The organism is Peribacillus glennii, assembly GCF_003429105.1.
Classification (GTDB): domain Bacteria; phylum Bacillota; class Bacilli; order Bacillales; family DSM-1321; genus Peribacillus; species Peribacillus glennii.
This window is the reverse complement of the sequence record NZ_QVTD01000003.1, coordinates 1,510,028-1,528,330: the sequence shown is the minus strand read 5'-3', so window position 1 is coordinate 1,528,330 and position 18,303 is coordinate 1,510,028. Positions and strand designations below refer to the sequence as shown.

Sequence of the window (18,303 nt, the reverse complement as noted above, 5' to 3'; positions counted from 1 at the left end):
AACCCCTTCATCCAAGGAGCCGAAAAAGGTGAGGACACGACCCCGTCCTCACCTTTTTCATAATAAAGTTGAAGATGGCCGTTATTTTTCTTTCGTTATATTCTCATGTTAGAATATAAAAAGGATCATAACGGCTTTTTGGTTTTGTCCGGGTTTTGGACAAGCTTTTTTTTAAAGTTAGGGGGATTAAGATTGGAAAAAAAGATTGTGCTGATTGATGGAAACAGCATCGCATACCGGGCCTTTTTTGCGCTGCCGCTTCTTAATAATGATAAAGGAATCCATACGAATTCCATTTACGGCTTTACCATGATGCTTAACAAAATCCTTGAAGAGGAAAAACCGACCCATATGCTGGTGGCCTTTGATGCAGGAAAAACGACTTTCCGCCATGCTTCTTTCAAGCAGTATAAAGGCGGGCGCCAAAAGACGCCTCCTGAGCTGTCCGAACAATTTCCTTTCATACGGGATTTGTTGGATCGCTTTGGGATTTCACAATATGAGCTTGAGAACTATGAGGCGGACGATATTATCGGGACTCTGTCACTTCAGGCGGAGAAAGAGGGCTTTGAAGTAAAAATCATTTCCGGAGACAAGGATTTAACACAGCTTTCCTCACCGAGTACTACAGTGGGGATAACGCGGAAAGGGATTACCGATATCGAAGTCTATACTCCTGCACATATTCAAGAAAAGTATGGGATTGGTCCTGGGCAGATTATCGATATGAAGGGCCTCATGGGAGATGCATCCGATAACATCCCGGGAATACCGGGTGTCGGGGAAAAGACAGCCCTTAAACTGTTGCATCAATTCGGGACGGTTGAAAATTTGCTGGAATCAATTGATGAGGTAAGCGGGCAAAAGTTAAAAGAAAAAATCGAAGAGCATAAAGAATCGGCCGTGTTAAGCAAACAGCTTGCGACGATTACAAGGCAGGCTCCAATTGAAATAAAGCTTGGGGACACGGTTTATAACGGAATGGACAAGTCAAAAGTGATTTCTTTGTATAAGGAATTAGGCTTTCAGTCATTGCTTGACAAAATGGAGGACACATCAGAAGCTGAAGGTGATATTGTCCAAGAGGATATCAAGTTTGAAAAGGTGGAAGAAATCACTTCCAGCCTGATCGCAGCAGAAAGCTCCTTGTATATTGAAATATTGGAAGATAATTACCACCGTGCAGACATCATCGGCATATCGATGTCCAATAAAAATGGGGATTTTTATATCCCCGTGGAAGCAGCCCTTCGTTCGGATGTGTTTAAAACGTGGGCTGGCGACGAATCGAAGAGAAAAGCGGTCTTTGATGCGAAACGATCGATCGTTGCCCTAAAAAGAAGGGGAATTGAGCTTAAAGGAGTAGATTTTGATATTTTCCTTGCCTCTTATATTTTGGACCCTTCGGAATCAGTGGATGATGTGGCAGCCATCGCCAAATCGCAACGAGGCATTCAAATCCAATCCGATGAAGCTTTTTACGGAAAAGGAGCGAAACGTTCAGTGCCTGAAGAGGACAGGCTCGGTGAGCATCTGGCCCGTAAATCCCAAGCAATATTCAACATGATGGAACCTATGGTTAAAAAGCTTGAGGAACATGAGCAGTATCAATTGTTCACGGAACTGGAGATGCCTTTGGCCATTATACTGGCTCAAATGGAAGTGCAGGGTGTCACAGTCGACGTGGACAGGCTGAAGGAAATGGGTGTGGAGTTATCCCAAAGGCTGAAAGCGGCGGAAGAAAAGATTCATCAACACGCAGGGGAGTCATTTAATATAAACTCTCCAAAACAGTTAGGGGTTATTTTATTTGAAAAGCTGGGGCTGCCGGTTGTAAAGAAAACAAAAACCGGGTATTCCACCTCTGCTGATGTACTGGAAAAATTAGAAAATGAACATGAAATGGTAAGGGAAATTCTTCATTACCGTCAGCTAGGAAAGCTGAAGTCTACGTATATCGAGGGACTTTTAAAGGTAGCTGATGAAAAGACGCACAAAGTGCATACCCGTTTCAACCAGGCACTAACGGCAACCGGCCGCCTGAGCTCGACGGATCCCAACCTTCAAAACATACCGATACGGCTTGAGGAAGGCAGGAAAATCAGGCAGGCTTTCATTCCTTCTGAAAAGGACTGGATTATATTTGCGGCTGACTATTCACAAATCGAACTGCGTGTGCTCGCCCATATTGCAAATGATGAAGGACTGATTGAGGCGTTCAGGGCCGACATGGACATCCATACAAAAACAGCAATGGATGTGTTCCATGTCTCCCAAGATGAAGTAACCCCAAACATGCGCCGTCATGCTAAGGCGGTAAACTTTGGAATTGTGTATGGCATTAGTGACTACGGTTTATCGCAGAGCCTCGGCATAACCAGAAAAGAAGCAGGGAAGTTCATCGACCAGTATCTTGAAAGCTTTCCAGGTGTCCAGGAATACATGAAGGAAAGCATCCATGAGGCCAAGAAAAAAGGATATTCAACAACGCTTCTTCAAAGGCGGAGATATATCCCGGAAATCACAAGCCGCAATTTCAATTTGCGAAGCTTTGCAGAAAGAACAGCCATGAATACCCCAATCCAGGGAAGTGCTGCAGATATCATCAAGCTTGCAATGATCAATATGAGCGAGCGCCTAGAAGAGGAAAACTTGCAGGCCCGTCTCTTGCTTCAGGTGCATGATGAACTGATTTTTGAGGCTCCGCGCGGGGAATTGGAAATGTTAATGAAAATTGTTCCGGAAGAAATGGAACGGGCGATTGAACTTAAGGTGCCATTAAAAGTGGATTATGCTTATGGACCGACATGGTTTGATGCGAAATAGAACTATGATATAGGAAAATGCATGAGACAATTATCAGACTATTGATGAACGAAGGTGGTTTTATGCCTGAGCTTCCAGAGGTGGAAACGATTAGAAGGACGCTTGAACAGCTTGTGATTGGAAAAACGATAAAACAGGTTTCTGTATTTTGGCCGAAAATCATCAAAGCGCCTGAACAGGTTGAACAGTTTCAGGATGCGCTTAAGGGCCAGACCATACAGGCGATAGGCCGGCGCGGGAAGTTTTTAATTTTTTACCTTGATTCTTATTCGCTGGTTTCACATTTACGGATGGAAGGGAAATACGGCGTTTACCCTTCTGGTGAGCCGTATGATAACCATACACATGTTTTATTCCATTTTACCGATGGCACGGTGCTCCGCTATCGGGATGTCCGAAAGTTCGGTACGATGCATTTATTTTCAAAAGGCGACGAAGTCAAGAACCTTCCATTGCTACATCTTGGACCCGAGCCATTATCAGAAGAATTTACTGTAAAGCATTTGTCTTGCAAACTGTCAAAAACAGGAAGGAAAATCAAGCCTGTCCTGCTTGACCAAACTGTGGTGGTGGGAATCGGGAATATATATGTGGACGAGGCCCTATTCCGGTCCGGCATACACCCTGAAAGGATTGCATCTTCTTTAACCCCAGGGGAAATCAGGGCGCTCCACAAAGAAATAAAAGATACCTTATCCGAGGCTGTTGAAAAAGGAGGCAGCACCATCCGTTCTTATATCAATTCACAGGGACAGATTGGCATGTTTCAGCTAGAGCTGCTTGTATACGGTCGGAAGGGAGAGGATTGCAAGCGCTGCGGGACGCCGCTTGTAAAGCATGTTGTCGGAGGACGGGGAACGACGATATGCCCGAACTGCCAGAAAATCAATGATTAATAAGTTGTATTTATGAATAAAACCGCCCGCCCATAAATTTTTGGCTCATTGATGTGAAGCAGGGGCATTTGCCTTTCAGCTAAGGTGAAAGGTTTCTCCAAAGTGCATACGACAAGAATAAGAATCTTTCATCAGGCCTCTGAAGAGGGAGCTAAATGAGCCATAAAATCACCAATATTCATGATTAATGCGTAAGGTTTTATTTCAGTTATATAAGACGTTGAGATTTTGAACAGCATGCTCCAGGCGCCTGCGAATCTTTTTACACATCGGATTTGCTCCTTCCATATACTGTTTTTGTGATTAGCGAGGAAGGAGCCGTTTTTACGATGTGGATACAGCTTTTATTTCTGGCTTTTGCCGTTAGTCTAGACGGGTTCAGTGTTGGTTTGACATATGGCATGAGAAAAATGGGGATCCCTTTTAAATCGATTGCCGTAATTTCATGCTGTTCGGCTTTTAGCCTGGGAATCGCGATGATGATAGGCGAATTCATCGCACAGTTTTTCTCGAGCGCCGCTGCAGAAAAAACCGGGGGGATGATAGTGCTTCTCCTTGGAATCTGGTTGTTATTCCAGTATTTCAAACCGGAAAAACAAATGGAGAGCCAATATGCAGAAAAAATGATTTTCAATTACGAAATCAAGTCTCTCGGTGTAGTGATTAACATCTTGCAGAAACCGATGACTGCAGATTTCGATCAATCAGGCTCTATAAACGGAATAGAAGCGCTTGTACTCGGTTTTGCGTTATCCCTTGATGCTTTTGGCGCCGGAATTGGCGCAGCCATGCTCGGGATTTCGCCGGTCATCTTATCCGCCAGCATTGCCGTGATGAGCTCATTATTCATTTTTGCAGGCCTTCAAAGCGGGAAAGTTTTCGCCTCCAGCAAATTCGTACAAAGGCTATCATTTCTTCCCGGCGTTTTACTTATGATTATAGGAATTATGAAATTTTGATCCGGAAAAGGAGCCATATATGAGACAGGTCATTGGTATAACCGGAGGTATCGCAAGCGGAAAAAGCAGTATAAGCGCATTTTTAAAGGAATCAGGGTGCACAGTCATAGATGCGGATATAGCCGCGCGGGAAGTAGTCGAGCCTGGTCAAGAAGCCTACGCCAGAATCATTGAAACCTTTGGCGAAGAGATCCTGCAGGAGGATAAAACGATAGACCGCGCAAAATTGGGAAACATCATTTTTACTGATAAAGAAAAACGGCTCCTGTTAAACAGCATTGTCCATCCGGCAGTGAGAAAAAGAATGATTGCCCGGAAGGATGCTGCATTTGACAGGGAAGAGGATGCTGTATTCATGGATATTCCTTTGCTTTTTGAAAGCAAGCTGACTTCGATGGTAGATAAAACATTATTAATCTATGTCGACGAACGGGTACAGATTGAGCGGTTGATGAGAAGGAACGGCTATACCGAGGCAGAAGCCCTGGCGAGAATTACTTCCCAGATGCCGCTATCTGAAAAAAAGGCCCTGGCTGATGCAGTTATTGATAATAACGGGGATTTGGAACACACAAAACGCCAGGTTAAAGAAACGCTGCTGGGCTGGGATGTAAAAATCAAATCATAACAAAGCGTGATGGAAGGGACTGGCTAAATGTCCCTTCTTTTTTTTGTAAAATGAATCGTAAATAAAGCTTGCAGCGTGATAACCCAAGTTAATCTAGCTCATCGATTTCCATTTGAAGGGTGGGTGTTAAAACTCAGGCTTTTATTTGTGGAAAATTTTAAAAAATAAGCTCTTTTATCATCACAACGCCTGTTTATTATGTTATACTATTTACAATTAATCCATATAAAGTATAACACTAATTCAGGAGGTGCCGAAATATGAAGGCACGAATAGCGATCAATGGTTTTGGAAGAATTGGCAGAATGGTTTTCCGAAAAGCAATGATGGATGGAAGTCTGGATATCGTAGCGATCAATGCAAGCTATCCTGCTGAAACTTTGGCTCACTTAATTAAGTATGATACCAACCACGGTAAATTTGATGGAGAGGTTGCAGCTGAAGAGGGAGCTCTCATTGTTGAGGGGCGCCGTATTGAACTTCTAAGTGAACGGGATCCAAGAAGATTGCCGTGGAAAGAGATGAATATAGATATCGTGATAGAAGCTACGGGTAAATTCAATGACCGGGAAAAAGCAGCCCTGCATCTAGGAGCTGGGGCAAGCAAGGTCATTTTAACGGCGCCGGGCAAAAATGAAGACGTTACCATCGTGATGGGCGTGAATGAGGAAGCACTCGATGTCCATAACCACTTTGTCATTTCCAATGCTTCTTGTACAACAAACTGCCTTGCTCCGGTTGCCAAAGTTCTTGATGAGCAATTCGGGATTGAAAATGGTCTAATGACAACTGTTCATTCTTATACAAATGACCAAAAAAACATAGATAATCCGCATAAAGATTTGCGCCGTGCACGCGCCTGTGCCCAAAGCATCATACCGACAACAACGGGTGCGGCTAAAGCATTATCGCTTGTATTGCCTCAGCTTAAGGGCAAACTGCATGGGATGGCACTGAGGGTACCAACTCCCAATGTTTCACTCGTTGATCTAGTTGTCGATTTAAAGCAGGAGGTCACGGTCGATCAAATCAATGAGGCCTTTCAAACAGCAGCGGAGGGAACGTTGAAGGGCGTCCTTGACTATACCGAAGAACCGCTGGTATCCATCGATTTCAATACGAACCCACATTCCGCCATCATAGATGGATTATCAACTATGGTGATTGATGAAAGAAAAGTAAAAGTTTTGGCATGGTATGATAATGAGTGGGGTTACTCCTGCAGAGTGGTGGATCTTGTCAAATATGTGGCCAAGGAAATGCTGGCTGTAAAAGAAATGAAAGTCGGGTAAAAATGAAATATCCGTATCAGCTCATTGTTAGGCGCAGTGGGCTGTTTTTTTGGCAAAAAAAAAGAAGTTTTCAGGCTATCTGGCTACCTCTTTTTGTGTTCCCCTTTGTTGCTGTTTTCCTCATAAAACTGCCGTAACTTTCCCTGTTCATTAGCTAAAATCTTCCAAGCTTTATGAAAAAATAGCCCAAAAAAATTTTAATGGGATAGGTTGCAAAAGAAAAATAAACAAAGTATACTATGATTCGTGAACTTGAATACACTTAAGTCAGGTAATTTCATACTAGCTACTTAAAGGGTTAGGACCTCTTTGGACTAACTTTCCCCCGTGGTAGTTATTGAATTCAGAATTCTAATCATGTTAAAGGGGGAACTTGAACATGGAAACAATGGGTAGACATGTAATTTCTGAACTTTGGGGTTGTGACTTCGAAAAATTGAACGACATGGATTTTATTGAAAAAACGTTTGTAAATGCTGCATTAAAATCCGGTGCAGAGATTCGCGAGGTTGCCTTCCATAAGTTTGCTCCACAGGGAGTAAGCGGAGTGGTAATCATATCTGAGTCACATTTAACCATACACAGCTTTCCGGAGCATGGATACGCAAGCATCGATGTGTATACCTGCGGAGATTTAAATCCTAACATTGCTGCAGATTATATTGCCGAAGCCCTAAATGCCCAAACCCGTGAAAATATCGAACTTCCACGCGGCATGGGTCCAGTCCAAGTGAACAAAAACAAAGTGAATGCACTATAAGAATGAAAACACAAGGGATGCAGAAATTACTGCATCCCTTTTTTGGCAGGAAGAAAGGTATAAAACTTTCCTTTCTGCAACACGCAGATCAGAGACTTAGTGTGCCACGTACACATGCCTTCCCCTGTAACCCACATCCGGTGTGAGCGTCTTTAATAAGCTGCCAATAGGCTATTTTTCTAAATATATTCAATAACAGCAGCCAAATCTTTTTGCACATAAAAAGAAATATATATATAATGTCCTATGAAAAAGCGAAAAACACGTGTGATTGACTCGAGTCAATATGAATCCAGGGAATGATAATTTGTGGGATTGTTTACATCTATTACTTCCAAATACAGCCGCCAGTGTGAAACTAAGGAAAACCACTCGGATGAGCAATTAAGGACCCATTACTACAAAGCAAAGACCGAACAGGCTTTGAGAGCGGTAGAAGAATTGTACAACGATGAACAACGCTTTACGATTAAATCGGTATCAAAGGACCATGGTGAAATCTTCGCCGAGACCAAATCTTCCCCTAAGCTATCGATTGTGGCGACCTGTATTTCGGTAAAACCGCTTGAAACAGCGGTTGACTTTACCGTTTCCACCGAGAGCCAGTCCCTGACCGGGATATATCCTAAATTAAGGGAGCAGGTAGTACGTGCTTATGATTCGCTAGCCCAGTCTTTAACGTATACGGGATCCGGGAAGAACGCATGACATCCATTCGTTCAGCGTACCGATCGGAGAGTGAACGGAAGGAGGAATTGCCCTTTTTTTTCTTCTTGTACTGCCGGGTTGTTTTTAATAAGATTATTATATAAAAACAATTCACTCAGAAGCTTTTGACTGAGGAATACCTGACCCTGAACACGGAGCTGATAAACTATGAAATGCCCGTCCTGCCAATACAACGGAACGCGGGTATTGGATTCCCGTCCGGTCGATGAAAGCCGGTCCATCCGCCGCAGGAGAGAGTGTGAAGTATGCGGATACCGTTTTACGACATTTGAAAAGGTAGAAGAAATTCCCCTCATCGTTGTGAAAAAAGAAGGAACCCGTGAAGAATTCAGCAGGGACAAGATTTTGCGCGGATTGATCAGAGCGTGCGAAAAACGGCCGGTTGCATTAAAGGAATTAGAAAGCATTACAAATTATGTGGAAAAGGAACTCAGAAATCAAGGGATTTCTGAAGTTAAGAGCGATCATATCGGTGAAATGGTGATGGACCGGCTTGCTGAAGTGGATGAAGTAGCGTATGTACGGTTTGCATCTGTATATCGCCAGTTTAAAGACATTAATGTATTTATTGATGAATTGAAGGACTTGATTAATAAAGAAAGAAAGTAGGGCTGAAGAACTTTTTGCTTTGGCTCTTTTTTAGCTCTCTGGGGATAATGGACAGGCGGCCAAGGATATATTTTTAGACTGTCCTGCCTGAGCCGCAAGTAATATGAAATAATAACGTGCTTTTCATAGCTTTGCATGGGCAGTTTTTTAAAGAAAGGTTTGAAGAGTATGTCAAAGCATTGGCACGAATTGCTTCCTATAGATAGATATTCTGTATCGTCTGCAGGATTGATCCACGAATATGACAGAAAAGTTATTACATTGTTATATCAGCCTTTGATTGGTCCTGTATCCATCGGCCTTTACATGACCCTTTGGAGCGAATTGGAAGAAAATAGGCTGTGGTCACAATCTTCCCTCCATTATAATCTGATGAATACGATGGGATTGAAACTCGGCGATATTTTTCAAGCGAGGTCAAAGCTTGAAGGGATCGGGCTTTTGAATGTCTATAAAAAGAAAACGGATGAAGAAAACCAATTTCTCTATGAATTGCTCCCGCCGCTATCGCCTGAACAGTTTTTTACAGATGGGATGTTGAATATCTATCTGTACAAGAAGGTAGGAAAGGTGCAATTCGGACGGCTGAAAAAGTTTTTTTGTGATGCTGCAATTGTGGTTGACGATTATCAGCCTGTTACAAAATCCTTTACAGAGGTCTTTTCTTCTGGCCATCTGGACTCATTATATGTCACGGATGAATCCATGGAAGAATTAAAGCCTGAGGAAAATTACAGGTTTATTGGCACAACTTCCGCAAAGGAGCTGGAGGGTTTTCAAAGTACGTTCGATTTTGACTTGTTCTTTGCCGGGCTTCAAGATGCACTCGTCCCTAAGAAGGCATTTACGCCAAAAGTGAGGGATACGATTGCCAAGCTCTCTTTTTTATATGGCATTGACGCAGTTCAGATGCAAAAAATCGTCTTGGGCTCTGTGGATGCAGATGATCAAATAGATGAGGAAGAACTGCGCAAGACTGCCCGGGATTGGTATCAAATTGAATACCATAATGACATGCCCTCCCTCTCGGACCGCATCCAGCCCGCACTGTATCAGACACAAATGGATGGGGAGCCGAAAACGAAGGAAGAACAATATATCCGCCAGCTTGAAAAAGTTTCACCCCGTGAACGGCTGATCCAGCTGTCAGGGGGAGGCGAGCCTTCAAAATCGGACCTGCAGATCATCGAAGGGATCATGCTTGGTCAAAATCTGAATCCAGGGGTCATTAACGTTCTGATTGACTATGTTATGATCAAGACAGATATGAAGCTGACGAAAGGCTACTGTGAAAAAATCGCCAGCCATTGGGCACGCAAGCAGGTTGTGACCGTGAAAGATGCGATGGAACTCGCCAAGAGCGAGCATCGACAATACCAGTCATGGGCCACCGGTAAAAAGCAAAATAAAGCCGGCGCCAGAAAAGCGATCCGTACGGAAATCGTGCCAGACTGGATGAAGGGCGATCCTGCTGTGCCGCCAAATGAAAAAGAGGAGCCTGGCGTGAACAAGGAACTTGTAGAGCGGAAGCGGCAAATAGAAGAAAGACTTAAAAATCTGAAAAGCAGGGGGTGAACCTTGTGCGAAGAATTGGCGATGCTTTGAACAAACTCGCAAATAATGTAGAATTCAACCAAAAATACGAGTATATAAAAAATGAAGTTCTTAATGACGAACAAATCCGGTTGTTCTTAAATGAAAACAGCTCACGAGTATCAAAGGAAAAAGTGGAAAAAAGCCTGATGAAGCTGTATGAGTTTTCCTCGCAAAGCAAGAATTGCGACAAGTGTCCAAGCCTTGGCGGCTGTGTCAATATGATGCAGGGATATCATCCAAAACTCGTAATCAATGGAAATGGAATAGACCTTAGTTATGAAATCTGCCCGCGGAAAGCTGTTGACGATGAAAAGAGGAAACATGAAAAGCTGATCCAGAGTCTTTATGTACCAAAGGATATCCTGTCTGCTTCCTTGGATGATTTTTATCATACTGACATTTCAGGAAACCGCATAGAAGCAATTGAAAAAGCTACCAGCTTTGTTGAGGAGTATATACCAGGCAAACAGCAAAAAGGGATGTATTTGCATGGTAGCTTTGGTGTTGGTAAAACATACTTGCTTGGTGCCATTGCCAATGAGCTGGCGAAAAATCAAATATCCTCATTGATTGTATACGTTCCTGATTTTATAAGGGAAATCAAATCTTCTATCAGCGATAACACGCTGAATGACAAAATTGAAATGACGAAAAAAGCCCCTGTACTTATGTTGGATGATATTGGTGCAGAAGCCATGAGCAGCTGGGCACGGGATGAAGTACTGGGACCGATTCTCCAATTCCGCATGCTTGAAAACCTTCCAACATTCTTTACCTCCAATTTCGATTTTGACGGGCTCCAAAATCATTTGACCTTCTCCCAGCGCGGTGAAAAAGAGGAAGTGAAAGCGGCACGGATTATGGAACGGATCAATTATCTGGCTGAGCCGTTGCAGCTTACAGGTGAAAACCGCCGCCGGTAAGAAATGCGGAAGGACCCCGTTATAAAGGAACGTCGACTAACATATGCCACGTCCTGCGGCAAACGTCAGCACTAACATGTCCTGCGCGTCGGGGCTGGGGTTCGCCTATTTAAAGCTCCACGTCCCGTGGCAACATCGGCACTAGCACATCCATATATATTGAAGCTAGACATCAAATTAAGTTGACATATTTTATAGGTTCTAATAAACAAAAAGCGCACATCATCAGGATGGCGCTTTTCCTTTTAAAAAACCAGTCCGCCAGCGCTTCTAAACAGCAAGATAACCCCATATACATATAAACAGGACAGGTTTTAGGGGGGGTATTGTTGGTATACATCCATTTTCAGTCGGAAACAGAAGCACTGAAGCTGCTTGAATACGTTTCTGTCCACCCATTAGGGACAGAACTCGATGAATATATACATTTTAAGCCGGAACACGGTTTAATTATCACCGTAAAGGACAATAATCTGCCAAATCTATTGTCTTTATTAAGCGATGTTTTTTATGCTTTTTTATTGGAGGCAAAGCTGCCGGCCTGGCTGGAATCTATTTTAAGAAATAAATTTTTTTACCGGGAGCATGAAGAAATTGACGCCATCATTGAGATTGCCTGCTCTATACTTGACGACGGCCAGGACGGGGACAGACTGCGGGTGTTTGAACAGGAAAAGACGATTATATATGAAGGGCTTCGTACTTTTTTTGCCGACAGAATTTCTTTTTCCTTTGATTCATTTGCGACGTTCCGCCTAAAGTCCTTCTACGATTCCTTGATTGCCCACGTGGAATCTGCGATTGATGAATATAAGTTTGAACAGGATTATCAAAGCTTTATAGCTGCGCTGCGCGATTTTCTTTTTAAACAGGAATCGAAAATGGAAAGTCTCCATCTGCTTCATCATAACGGATTTTCCTTTTTTGATGACAACTATAGAAGACTCGATAAACGTGAGATTTTTAAGCTGATCGACCGCAAGCTTCTTTCACAGAATCCGGTTTATGTAGACCGAGCAGTTCTTGCGCCGCTAATATCGATTGCGCCTGCCCATCTTTTTCTGTACACGGATGTTTTAGAGGACGGACTGGTGCAAACCATTACAAGGATTTTTGAAGAAAGGACAATCATCCGGCCATTGACTGCCTTTGGCCAAACTCCTCCCTCTATGGAAAAGGCCCGGCAAGATTGATTCGTTCTGTGTCTTTGATTGCCTTGAAAGCGCAGTATTATTTTCTGAAATAGAACTTGATTTTAAGTACATATCATTTTATAATACCCTACATACTATACAAAATATTATTCCAAAAGTAATGATGAGGACATGGGTATTCTAAAAGCGGTTTCCAGAGAGGGAAGTCATGGCTGAAAGCTTCCTAACACGGTTAGAACACTTACCGCCTCTAAACTTCAGCTGTGAAAGCATTTCATCGAGTATTGGCTGACGGGAAACTGCCGTTATTAGTTACGAGTGTCATTCTGCCTCAGGCGGCGGAATGAAACGAGGGTGGAACCGCGGGTTAAGTTTATCACAAAGCTCGTCCCTGTTTTTTACAGGGGCGGGCTTTTTCTGTTTTTCAGGCGGTTCTTTGCCCCTGGCAAGAGATACACTACAAATTTTGGAGAAAACAAAGGAGTGAACCTGTATGTCTGAAATGATCAAAGTGACTTTTCCCGACGGAGCGGTGAAGGAGTTCCCCAAGGGTACAACTACGGAAGATATTGCAGCATCCATCAGCCCCGGGTTAAAGAAAAAATCAATTGCAGGCAAATTTGATGGCCGGTTATATGATTTAAAGCGTCCAATCGAGGGTAGCGGACCGATTGAAATCATCACACAGGACAGCGATGAAGCGTTGGAGATCCTGCGCCACAGCTCAGCGCATTTAATGGCCCAGGCGATCAAGCGTCTATATAAAAATGCGAAATTCGGTGTGGGCCCGGTTATTGAAGGCGGATTCTACTATGACTTGGACCTTGAAGAGTCGCTTACACCTGAAGACCTGCCGAAAATTGAAAAGGAAATGAAAAAAATAATCAACGAAAACCTTGAAGTGGTCCGCGTCGAGGTAAGCCGGGATGAAGCCGTCAAGCGGTTCAAGGAAATTGGCGATGAATATAAGCTGGAATTAATAGAGGCTATTCCGGCTGATGAGCAAGTAACCATATATGAACAAGGAGAATTCTTTGACCTTTGCCGCGGAATCCATGTACCTTCCACAGGGAAAATAAAGGAATTCAAACTGATGAGCATTGCAGGTGCCTATTGGAGAGGAGACAGCAATAACAAAATGCTGCAACGGATTTACGGGACTGCCTTCTTTAAGAAAGAGGACCTGGCTGAACATCTGCGCCTGCTTGAGGAAGCGAAAGAACGCGACCACCGCAAGCTGGGAAAAGAATTGAATCTTTTCACAAGCTCGCAGTTAGTTGGGCAGGGAATGCCGCTATGGCTGCCAAAAGGCGCAACAATCCGCCGTGTGATCGAGCGCTATATTGTCGATAAAGAAGAGCGTTTAGGTTACAACCATGTCTATACACCGATCATGGGGAGCGTTGATTTATATAAAACATCCGGCCACTGGGATCATTATCATGAAGACATGTTCCCTGTAATGGATATGGACAATGAACAGCTTGTCCTGCGCCCGATGAACTGCCCGCATCACATGATGATTTATAAAAACAGCATCCACAGCTACCGCGAGCTGCCAATCCGCATCGCCGAGCTTGGCACAATGCACCGTTATGAAATGTCGGGGGCTCTTTCCGGCCTTCAGCGCGTTCGCGGCATGACTTTGAATGATGCGCACATCTTCGTCCGCCCTGATCAGATCAAAGAAGAATTCAAACGGGTTGTAAACCTGGTTCTTGCTGTATATAAAGACTTTGATATCAATGATTATTCCTTCCGCCTTTCTTACCGTGACCCAGAGGATACAGAAAAGTATTTTGATGACGACACAATGTGGGAAAAAGCGCAGGGCATGTTGAAAGAGGCAATGGATGAGCTTGGGCTGGAATACTTCGAGGCAGAAGGCGAAGCGGCGTTCTATGGTCCTAAGCTTGATGTTCAGGTGCGTACGGCATTAGGGAAAGACGAAACCCTTTCAACGGTCCAGCTGGATTTCTTATTGCCTGAGCGCTTTGACCTGAGCTATGTAGGGGAAGATGGAAAACAGCACCGCCCGGTTGTTATTCACCGTGGGGTAGTATCAACAATGGAACGCTTTGTTGCTTTCTTGATTGAAGAATATAAAGGCGCTTTCCCGACATGGCTTGCGCCGGTACAGGTCCAGGTTATCCCTGTGTCCCCTGAGGTTCATCTTAATTATGCGAAGGAAGTACAGGAAAAACTTCAAGCTGAAGGATTCCGTGTGGAGCTTGACCAGCGCGATGAAAAAATCGGCTATAAAATCCGGGAATCCCAAATGCAGAAAATTCCTTATATGCTCGTAGTCGGAGATAATGAAATCCAAGAGGGCAGCGTAAACGTACGTAAATACGGGGAACAAAAATCCGAAACGATTTCATTTGAAGAGTTTTTGAAATCTCTTAAAGAAGAAGTCCAATTCAATTAATAACCATCAAGAGGAGGCATCCAAAAAAAGGGTGTCTCCTTTTGTATAAAATAAGGGGGAATATGATGAACATCAGAAAAGCAGTACCGGACGATGCTGAAAGACTATTGCAGCTTATGAATGAAGTGGATGATTCCAATTTAATGCTATATGGTCCCGGAGAGAGAAAAACGTCAACCGAGCAGATGCAATTAAGGATTGAAGCAATGAATAAGGTTGAGCTGTCTGAAATTTTAGTAGCTGAATCCGGCGGAAAATTAGCAGGTTATCTTATGATGATCGGCAATCAGCAAGCGAGGATTAAGCATTCCATTTATCTGGTTGTCGGAGTAGGGTCACGATTTCGGGGGAAAGGAGCCGGTACCATGCTTTTAGAAGCAATGGAGCACTGGGCAAGGCAGCATCACATTCACAGGATTGAACTCACGGTAATTGCCCATAATGAGACGGCATTTTCCCTTTATAAAAAAATGGGATTTCAAGTGGAAGGCACGAAAAATGATTCCCTTACTATCGACGGACAGTACGTGGATGAATACTATATGTCAAAGCTCATATAGAGAATGAATAAGCATTCAAAGCTTTTATTAATAAATCAGAGGATATATTCATAATTCCCAAGCATTTATCAATAATTTTAGGGATATACCAAGGTTCAAATTAGCAACATTTCAAAGGATATATCAATTAAATCACAGCATTTAACAATATTTTAGAAAATATATCAATAAATCAAATTTTTTTACCGATATTTAGGGGATTTATCAATAAATTCAACGAGCTGATCAATATTTTAGAGACAAAGGGCACCTGACTCATAAATTGGAAAAGTCGCCCGTGAACATGTATCATCGGGCAAAAAATTCTCATAATTTAACTAGCAATTTCATGGATGATAAAAAACAAAAAAACATATTGCAAATCCCTCTTAATTTTGATAATATAATTTCAGTTGTGAAAAACAAGTAATGGTTGACATATCATCCGTGATTATGATATATTTTCTTAGGTGAATTGAATACGTGTTTAAGGAAAAGAAGAAGCACCCGCTTCTCACCTGGTTGACGCACAGAAATTGCAGTTAGCAGGTCCATGATTTGATTATTTGGAATTATTCTATTTAGTCTATTATGTGTGGGTGTTGTTAAAGACATCCACACTTTTTTATTGCTTATAATCATTTGTGCAGCTGATATCATGGTGAGTAAGTTTGGATGATGGTACTGCAAATATTTTTCCCGACGTTGTATTCTTTAAATAACCTTGGAGGTGGCTAACTATTAGTAAAGACATGATGGTAAACGAGGGTATCCGTGCCCGTGAACTTCGTCTGATTGACCAAAACGGCGAACAGCTGGGAATTAAAACGAAATTCGAAGCACTCGATATTGCCGCTCGTGCAAATCTTGATTTAGTTGTAGTTGCTGCAAACGCAAAGCCTCCGGTAGCCCGTATCATGGACTACGGAAAATTCCGTTTTGAGCAGCAAAAGAAAGACAAAGAATCACGCAAGAACCAAAAGATCATTAGTTTGAAAGAGGTTCGTTTGAGCCCGACTATTGATGAACATGATTTCAATACAAAGCTTCGCAATGCGATCAAGTTCCTTGAAAAAGGGGATAAAGTGAAAGCTTCCATCCGCTTTAAAGGGCGCGCGATCACGCATAAAGAAATCGGCCAGCGCGTATTGGACCGTTTTTCCGCAGCATGTAAAGAAGTAGCGACAATTGAAACCCATCCGAAAATGGACGGACGCAGCATGTTCTTAATTCTAGCACCGAAAAACGACAAGTAATCGTAATGAGGAGGAATACCTTATGCCTAAAATGAAAACTCACCGCGGAGCTGCAAAGCGCTTCAAGAAAACTGGATCTGGCAAGCTTAAGCGTTCACACGCATACACTAGCCACTTATTTGCAAACAAATCCACTAAAGCTAAGCGCAAGCTTCGCAAAGCAAGCCTTGTAAGCAAAGGCGACTTCAAACGCATTCGCCACTTGTTAGACAATATTAAGTAATATCGACTTCATCGATTTATATAGGAGGGAAATAACATGCCACGTGTAAAAGGCGGTACTGTTACTCGCAAACGTCGTAAAAAAGTTCTTAAATTAGCTAAAGGTTATTATGGTTCCAAACATACATTATATAAAGTTGCCAACCAGCAGGTAATGAAATCCTTGCAATATGCATTCCGCGATCGTCGCCAGAAAAAGCGCGACTTCCGCAAGCTATGGATCACTCGTATCAACGCAGCTGCACGTATCAACGGTCTTTCTTACAGCCGTTTAATGCATGGTTTGAAGCTTGCAGGCATCGATGTAAACCGTAAAATGCTAGCTGAACTTGCAATTGCTGATGAGCAAGCATTTGCGCAATTGGCTACTGCAGCTAAACAACAATTAGATAATTAAGATAAGTGAAGGCGTAAGGCGCCGGAACTTAACTTGTTAAAAAGCCATTCTCGAGTCGTTTGAGGATGGCTTTTTTTACATAAATAAGGAGGGGGAAGAGAAACGTGGAATCTTTACTATTGCTATATTTTCTGATCATCAACCTCATTGCTTTCTTTACGATGAAAAAAGATAAAGAAAAAGCGATCAAGCAGCAATATCGAATCAGCGAACAAACACTCTGGCTGCTGGCGGTCCTTGGCGGGGCCATCGGGGCTACAGCCGCAATGTTTCGCTTCCGTCATAAGACCAAGCACATCAGTTTTAGAATCGGTTTCCCTTTAATGATGCTGATCGAGCTGGCTTTGGCCGCTATCTTACTTTCTTAACAGTCATATATCCGAATCTTGTTGTATATGCTTGTAGTAGCTTCTAGCTGCCGCATCATAGAGGAGGAAAACCATGAATGAGGAGCTTTCACTAATAATGGCAACCATTGGGGCGGGGAGTGTATTTGCACCATTCATCTTCATCATCTTTCATTTGTTGAGACAGTTCTTTTTCATTCCGGTAGCAGTGATTTGCATATCGGGCGGGATCCTTTTTGGGCCATTGGCAGGTACAGTGTACTCCATTGTCGGGTTGTCTTTATCAAGTTTCCTATTTTATGGTGTCATCAATAGGTTTCTAAAAACGAGGGAACGGCTTTTGAAAATGAAAAACAAGCTGTTCGGTAAGCGTAATCTGAATGTTCCGCAGATCACCATATTACGGCTGATCCCATTTATCCATTATCATTTGTTGTCCCTTTGTTTAATGGAAAACAAGCAGGGATTTAAAGGTTTCGCATACTATTCTTTTTTATCGAACATTCCGCTTGCTTTTTTCTATACGGTATTTGGCAGCTATATTTCTGAATTCAGCCCGTCGATGGCATTGATTCTCCTGCTTTCGTTAACCGTGCTGATTTATCTGTTGAGGGAAAAATATACAGTAATTACATGGAAGGAATTCTTTCAGCCCGGGGAATAAAAAATGGACGCTTGGATCATTAAAACTCCAAGCGTTTTTGATTGCATCTAAAGCAATGCTATTTTTACTATCGTTTTC

18 protein-coding genes and 1 other annotated feature are annotated in these 18,303 nt (G+C 42.8%); all 18 genes read left to right on the top strand.

The genetic code is table 11. From position 1 onward, the window contains the following. The first annotated feature begins 192 nt into the window (after positions 1 to 192). The 18 genes from polA to D0466_RS08820 all read left to right on the top strand — a co-directional run bounded on the left by polA (position 193) and on the right by D0466_RS08820 (position 18,225). Entirely contained in the window at positions 193 to 2,826 is a 2,634-nt protein-coding gene (gene polA / locus D0466_RS08910; RefSeq protein WP_117322138.1) for a DNA polymerase I, read from the top strand. A gap of 62 nt (positions 2,827 to 2,888) precedes the next feature. Continuing rightward, on the top strand, positions 2,889 to 3,722 hold the full coding sequence (gene mutM, locus D0466_RS08905) for a DNA-formamidopyrimidine glycosylase (protein WP_117322137.1): 834 nt from the start codon (positions 2,889 to 2,891) through the stop codon (positions 3,720 to 3,722). A 329-nt stretch (positions 3,723 to 4,051) separates the two neighbouring features. Continuing rightward, a complete protein-coding gene (gene ytaF, locus D0466_RS08900; protein ID WP_117322136.1) occupies positions 4,052 to 4,681 on the top strand; it encodes a sporulation membrane protein YtaF in 630 nt (209 codons plus the stop codon). A 19-nt stretch (positions 4,682 to 4,700) separates the two neighbouring features. Further along, a complete protein-coding gene (coaE, locus tag D0466_RS08895) occupies positions 4,701 to 5,309 on the top strand; it encodes a dephospho-CoA kinase (protein ID WP_117322135.1) in 609 nt (202 codons plus the stop codon). Between the two features lie 260 nt (positions 5,310 to 5,569). Continuing rightward, the gene (locus tag D0466_RS08890; protein WP_117322134.1) at positions 5,570 to 6,601 is read left to right on the top strand and encodes a glyceraldehyde-3-phosphate dehydrogenase; all 1,032 of its coding nucleotides are present in this window, start codon (positions 5,570 to 5,572) and stop codon (positions 6,599 to 6,601) included. Positions 6,602 to 6,980: 379 nt separating this feature from the next. Further along, a complete protein-coding gene (gene speD / locus D0466_RS08885) occupies positions 6,981 to 7,361 on the top strand; it encodes an adenosylmethionine decarboxylase (protein WP_117322133.1) in 381 nt (126 codons plus the stop codon). 309 nt (positions 7,362 to 7,670) lie between these two features. Continuing rightward, positions 7,671 to 8,069, top strand: coding sequence for a cytosolic protein (locus D0466_RS08880; protein ID WP_117322132.1), 399 nt, complete (start codon positions 7,671 to 7,673; stop codon positions 8,067 to 8,069). Positions 8,070 to 8,237: 168 nt separating this feature from the next. Beyond that, complete coding sequence (nrdR, locus tag D0466_RS08875) at positions 8,238 to 8,699, top strand: transcriptional regulator NrdR (RefSeq protein WP_117322131.1); 462 nt, start codon at positions 8,238 to 8,240, stop codon at positions 8,697 to 8,699. Positions 8,700 to 8,867: 168 nt separating this feature from the next. Further along, positions 8,868 to 10,274 (top strand): replication initiation and membrane attachment family protein, encoded by a 1,407-nt coding sequence (locus D0466_RS08870; protein WP_117322130.1) that lies wholly within the window; start codon positions 8,868 to 8,870, stop codon positions 10,272 to 10,274. Positions 10,275 to 10,279: 5 nt separating this feature from the next. Next, positions 10,280 to 11,218, top strand: a complete 939-nt coding sequence (gene dnaI, locus D0466_RS08865) for a primosomal protein DnaI (RefSeq protein WP_117322129.1) — start codon at positions 10,280 to 10,282, stop codon at positions 11,216 to 11,218. 329 nt (positions 11,219 to 11,547) lie between these two features. Then, positions 11,548 to 12,411 (top strand): sporulation protein YtxC, encoded by an 864-nt coding sequence (gene ytxC / locus D0466_RS08860; protein WP_158555871.1) that lies wholly within the window; start codon positions 11,548 to 11,550, stop codon positions 12,409 to 12,411. A 454-nt stretch (positions 12,412 to 12,865) separates the two neighbouring features. Continuing rightward, complete coding sequence (gene thrS, locus D0466_RS08850) at positions 12,866 to 14,800, top strand: threonine--tRNA ligase (RefSeq protein WP_117322126.1); 1,935 nt, start codon at positions 12,866 to 12,868, stop codon at positions 14,798 to 14,800. A gap of 62 nt (positions 14,801 to 14,862) precedes the next feature. Then, complete coding sequence (locus D0466_RS08845; protein WP_325048691.1) at positions 14,863 to 15,360, top strand: GNAT family N-acetyltransferase; 498 nt, start codon at positions 14,863 to 14,865, stop codon at positions 15,358 to 15,360. A gap of 468 nt (positions 15,361 to 15,828) precedes the next feature. Continuing rightward, positions 15,829 to 15,972 (top strand) — a sequence feature (ribosomal protein L20 leader region). A gap of 119 nt (positions 15,973 to 16,091) precedes the next feature. Then, positions 16,092 to 16,595, top strand: coding sequence for a translation initiation factor IF-3 (gene infC, locus D0466_RS08840; RefSeq protein WP_117322124.1), 504 nt, complete (start codon positions 16,092 to 16,094; stop codon positions 16,593 to 16,595). Between the two features lie 22 nt (positions 16,596 to 16,617). Beyond that, positions 16,618 to 16,818: a 50S ribosomal protein L35 gene (gene rpmI / locus D0466_RS08835; RefSeq protein ID WP_101635360.1), complete on the top strand. Its 201-nt coding sequence runs from the start codon at positions 16,618 to 16,620 to the stop codon at positions 16,816 to 16,818. Positions 16,819 to 16,854: 36 nt separating this feature from the next. Next, positions 16,855 to 17,214, top strand: a complete 360-nt coding sequence (rplT, locus tag D0466_RS08830; RefSeq protein ID WP_117322123.1) for a 50S ribosomal protein L20 — start codon at positions 16,855 to 16,857, stop codon at positions 17,212 to 17,214. Between the two features lie 104 nt (positions 17,215 to 17,318). Next, positions 17,319 to 17,582 carry a DUF1294 domain-containing protein gene (locus tag D0466_RS08825; protein WP_117322122.1) on the top strand — a complete coding sequence of 88 codons (264 nt, stop codon included), beginning with the start codon at positions 17,319 to 17,321 and terminating at the stop codon, positions 17,580 to 17,582. 73 nt (positions 17,583 to 17,655) lie between these two features. Further along, positions 17,656 to 18,225 carry a TVP38/TMEM64 family protein gene (locus tag D0466_RS08820; protein WP_117322121.1) on the top strand — a complete coding sequence of 190 codons (570 nt, stop codon included), beginning with the start codon at positions 17,656 to 17,658 and terminating at the stop codon, positions 18,223 to 18,225. Positions 18,226 to 18,303: the final 78 nt, after the last annotated feature.

Coding starts and splice junctions, on each gene's coding strand:
- D0466_RS08820 (WP_117322121.1), top strand. CDS start 17,656: ATGAATGAGGAGCTTTCACTAATAATGGCAACCATTGGGGCGGGGAGT.
- thrS (WP_117322126.1), top strand. CDS start 12,866: ATGTCTGAAATGATCAAAGTGACTTTTCCCGACGGAGCGGTGAAGGAG.
- mutM (WP_117322137.1), top strand. CDS start 2,889: ATGCCTGAGCTTCCAGAGGTGGAAACGATTAGAAGGACGCTTGAACAG.
- D0466_RS08890 (WP_117322134.1), top strand. CDS start 5,570: ATGAAGGCACGAATAGCGATCAATGGTTTTGGAAGAATTGGCAGAATG.
- rplT (WP_117322123.1), top strand. CDS start 16,855: ATGCCACGTGTAAAAGGCGGTACTGTTACTCGCAAACGTCGTAAAAAA.
- ytaF (WP_117322136.1), top strand. CDS start 4,052: ATGTGGATACAGCTTTTATTTCTGGCTTTTGCCGTTAGTCTAGACGGG.
- coaE (WP_117322135.1), top strand. CDS start 4,701: ATGAGACAGGTCATTGGTATAACCGGAGGTATCGCAAGCGGAAAAAGC.
- D0466_RS08845 (WP_325048691.1), top strand. CDS start 14,863: ATGATGAACATCAGAAAAGCAGTACCGGACGATGCTGAAAGACTATTG.
- nrdR (WP_117322131.1), top strand. CDS start 8,238: ATGAAATGCCCGTCCTGCCAATACAACGGAACGCGGGTATTGGATTCC.
- infC (WP_117322124.1), top strand. CDS start 16,092: ATGATGGTAAACGAGGGTATCCGTGCCCGTGAACTTCGTCTGATTGAC.
- speD (WP_117322133.1), top strand. CDS start 6,981: ATGGAAACAATGGGTAGACATGTAATTTCTGAACTTTGGGGTTGTGAC.
- D0466_RS08870 (WP_117322130.1), top strand. CDS start 8,868: ATGTCAAAGCATTGGCACGAATTGCTTCCTATAGATAGATATTCTGTA.
- rpmI (WP_101635360.1), top strand. CDS start 16,618: ATGCCTAAAATGAAAACTCACCGCGGAGCTGCAAAGCGCTTCAAGAAA.